The organism is Bradyrhizobium sp., from assembly GCF_016462955.1.
Classification (GTDB): domain Bacteria; phylum Pseudomonadota; class Alphaproteobacteria; order Rhizobiales; family Xanthobacteraceae; genus Bradyrhizobium.
Genome location: NZ_JAEMSD010000230.1, coordinates 6,787 through 10,279, shown reverse-complemented (window position 1 = coordinate 10,279; position 3,493 = coordinate 6,787). Strand labels below are relative to the sequence as shown.

Below are 3,493 nucleotides of genomic sequence, written 5' to 3'. Positions count from 1 at the left end.
AAGAGCCTGCAGAGGACGAGGACGGCGCCGTGTTCGACGCCACCGGCATGGGCGGGGATGGCGGTGGCGACCTGTTCCAGCAGGCGGTTGCGATCGTCAAGCGCGACCGCAAGGCCTCCACCAGCTACATCCAGCGCCGTCTGCAGATCGGCTACAACCGTGCCGCATCGCTGATGGAGCGCATGGAACTGGAGGGCATCGTCGGCCCCGCCAACCACGCCGGCAAGCGCGAGATTCTGGTCGAGGAAGAAGACAGCCATATGTGAGGCGAGGAGCCTCTGAACATAATTTCACGCAGAATCGATATCTGCTTTTGCCCGAAATCAGGCTAAAAGGGCGCCCAGCCAGACAGGACGACGCGTTGATCAGACATCCGGACATTCGATTCGCTGCCATTATCGCCGCGCGAGGCGCGCGTCTGGCCGGCGTGCTGCTCGTGACCGCCGCGATGGTGACCGCGTCCTCGTTCGCACAGACCGTCCCGGTGCCCAAGCCCGCGCCGAAGGGGCGCGAGGGCGGCACGTCTGCGGGGGGCCCGACTGTCACCGGCGCGACCCAGACTCCGCCGAACCCGGTCATTCCGGATCCACGCCGCAACGTACCGAGCAGTATCTTCCAGACCTTCGACGCCAATCAGAAGGCGCAGGCCGCCAAGGTCAGCGCCTATCTGTCGTCGCTCCAGACCTTGGTCGGAAACTTCGTCCAGGTCGGGCCGGACGGCAGCAAGACGCAGGGCGAATTCTACATTCAGAAGCCGGGAAAGGTGCGGTTCGAATATGACGCGCCCAGCCCGATCGACATCGTCGCGGACGGATCCTCGCTGGTGGTGCGCGACCGCAAGCTCGCGACCCAGGACGTCTATCCGCTGTCGCAAACGCCGCTGCGCTTCCTGTTGTCCGACCGCATCGACCTGATGAAGGACACCAACGTCGTCGCCGTTTCGGCCGACGACGTCTTCATCAGCGTCACCATCGAGGAGAAGCAGGCCCTGGTCGGCACCAGCCGGCTGCTCCTGATGTTCGGCGCCCGGGACGGCCAATTGAAGCAGTGGACCGTCACCGACCCGCAGGGATACGACACCACGATCGCGGTTTACAATCTGGACTCGAGCAAGAAGCTCGATCCCGGCATGTTCAAGATCGATTTCACCAATTACGGCCAGTCGCCTGGCTGATTGCGCCGCTCTCGGAGGTGGGCAAAGGCGCGTTTGCGCCGTGCCCACCATCTATCCTCTTCACGACCGACTCGTGGGCACGCTCCGCTTTGCCCACCCTACGATTCCGCGGCTGTGGACAAGCATTTTCCCTCCGCTAATCCATGCTAAGACGCATCTTCCATGCGGCTTTCCCTGACAACCTGGAACATCAATTCGGTGCGGCTGCGCATCGACCTGGTCGCGAAATTCCTGAAGAGCGCGCGGCCGGAGGTGCTGTGCCTGCAGGAAACCAAGTGCATCGACGACGCCTTTCCGCTGAAGCGCTTCAAGCGGCTGGGCTACGAGCACGTCGCGCTGAACGGGCAAAAAGGCTATCACGGCGTCGCCATCGTCTCCAAGATCCCTTTCGAATCGAAGGACATCCGCACCTTCTGCGAGAAGGTGGATTCGCGCCATATCTCGGTGTCGTTCGGCGAAAGGGCGGGCATCGCAAAGCCTCTGGTGCTGCATAATTTCTACGTGCCCGCCGGCGGCGACATTCCTGATCCCGCGCTCAACGAGAAGTTCGACCACAAGCTTCGCTTCCTCGACGAGATGAAGGCGTGCGAGCCGCTGCATCCGCGCGGGGAAGACCGCCACATCCTGGTCGGCGACCTCAATGTCGCGCCGCACGAGAACGACGTCTGGTCGCACAAGCAGCTTCTGAAGGTCGTCTCGCACACGCCTGTCGAAACCGAGAAGCTCAAGGCGGCACTCGAAGCCGGCGAATGGATCGACGTCGCGCGCGACCGCATCCCGATGTCGGAGAAGGTCTACACGTGGTGGAGCTACCGCTCCGCGGACTGGACCGTCGGCGACCGCGGCCGCAGGCTCGATCACATCTGGGTCTCGCGCGCGCTGAAGGATGCAGTCAGCGATTTCAGGATCCTCCGCGATGCGCGGAGCTGGGAGCGGCCGTCGGACCATGTGCCTGTGACGGTGACGCTGGAGGTGTGAGACCGCGCTGTCATTCCGGGGCGCGACGCTTGGCGCGAGCTGGTGCGCAATTGCGCACCTGGGAATCCATCGAGCGGCACAGACAGTGGAGGAATGGATTCCGGGCTCGCGACTTCGTCGCGCCCCGGAATGACAAGCGGAGAGAGCTCAGCTCGTCAGCTTCGCGCCCGCCATCAAGATATCGCTCGCGATCTGGCTGGAACGCACCGCGAATTCGTCGCGCAGGCGCACCGCGGCGGCGGGGTCGCTTTCGAGCACACGCTGAAACAGGCTGCGCGCGACGCGGATGACGGAGGAATGCTCCAGCGCGATCGCACTCGACGGCCGTTTCATCGGCACCACCAATGCGAGCTCGCCGATCAGCGCGCCGGGGCCGGCGATCATTTCGGCGCCGGCGCCGTCTTCGACCCTGAAGGCGCCGCGCTGGACCACGAAGCCGGCATCGGCGTCGTCGCCGAGATTGAACAGCACGTCGCCGCGGACGAAGTCGCGCTGCTCCGAGCCAATCGCCAGCATACGCAACGAGGCGTCTCCCAACAGGCGCAATGTCGGGACACGCTCGAGAAGCGCTACATCATCGTCGATTGACATTCAGCTCCGAGGCTCGAGGGCAGGCGATCTAAAACGATTCGCGTGCCCTTCGAGCGTATCACGGCACCAGCTTGTAGCCACCGGCTTCCGTCACCAGGATTTCCGGGTTGGCGGCATCCTTCTCGATCTTCTGGCGCAGGCGGTAGATGTGGGTTTCCAACGTGTGGGTGGTGACGCCGGAATTGTAGCCCCAGACCTCCTGGAGCAGGGTCTCGCGCGACACCGGCAACTGGCCGGCCCGGTAGAGGAAGCGGAGGATCGCCGTCTCCTTCTCGGTGAGGCGGACCTTGCGGGCGTTTGCCGCGGTCAGCATCTTCGAGCCGGGACGGAAGGAGTAGGGGCCGACCGAGAACACCGCGTCCTCGCTGGCCTCGTGCTGGCGGAGCTGGGCTCGGATGCGGGCCAGCAGAACGGCGAAGCGGAAGGGCTTTGCCACATAGTCGTTGGCGCCGGATTCCAGCCCCAGGATCGTGTCGGAATCGGTGTCATGCCCGGTCAGCATGATGATCGGTGCCTTGAAGCCGCCCTTGCGCAAGGAGCGGACCACCTCGCGGCCGTCGGTGTCGGGCAGGCCGACATCCATCAAGACCAGATCGGGGGAGTTGGCCTTTGCGGCGCTCGCGCCCTTGGCGCCGGTGTCGACCGCGGAGGCTTCGAATTCTTCGTGTAGCGATAATTGCTCCACCAACGTATCGCGCAGATCGGTGTCGTCATCCACGATCAGGATCTTGCGGGCATTGGGCATGGAAG

5 protein-coding genes are annotated in these 3,493 nt (G+C 64.0%); 3 read left to right on the top strand and 2 right to left on the bottom strand.

Annotated elements, in window-relative coordinates; translation table 11 throughout:
* The 3 genes from JHD07_RS22100 to xth all read left to right on the top strand — a co-directional run.
* On the top strand, positions 1-266 hold a 266-nt coding region (locus tag JHD07_RS22100; protein WP_291625743.1), incomplete at its 5' end, for a DNA translocase FtsK.
* A 152-nt stretch (positions 267-418) separates the two neighbouring features.
* Positions 419-1,174, top strand: a complete 756-nt coding sequence (locus tag JHD07_RS22095) for an outer membrane lipoprotein carrier protein LolA (RefSeq protein WP_291625750.1) — start codon at positions 419-421, stop codon at positions 1,172-1,174.
* A 162-nt stretch (positions 1,175-1,336) separates the two neighbouring features.
* Complete coding sequence (gene xth, locus JHD07_RS22090) at positions 1,337-2,152, top strand: exodeoxyribonuclease III (RefSeq protein WP_291625741.1); 816 nt, start codon at positions 1,337-1,339, stop codon at positions 2,150-2,152.
* A gap of 147 nt (positions 2,153-2,299) precedes the next feature.
* Here the strand turns inward: xth and JHD07_RS22085 are convergent, their stop codons facing one another.
* Positions 2,300-2,743 carry a cyclic nucleotide-binding domain-containing protein gene (locus JHD07_RS22085; RefSeq protein WP_018646009.1) on the bottom strand — a complete coding sequence of 148 codons (444 nt, stop codon included), beginning with the start codon at positions 2,741-2,743 and terminating at the stop codon, positions 2,300-2,302.
* Positions 2,744-2,801: 58 nt separating this feature from the next.
* Entirely contained in the window at positions 2,802-3,488 is a 687-nt protein-coding gene (locus JHD07_RS22080; RefSeq protein WP_028348340.1) for a response regulator transcription factor, read from the bottom strand.
* Between the last annotated feature and the right edge of the window lie 5 nt (positions 3,489-3,493).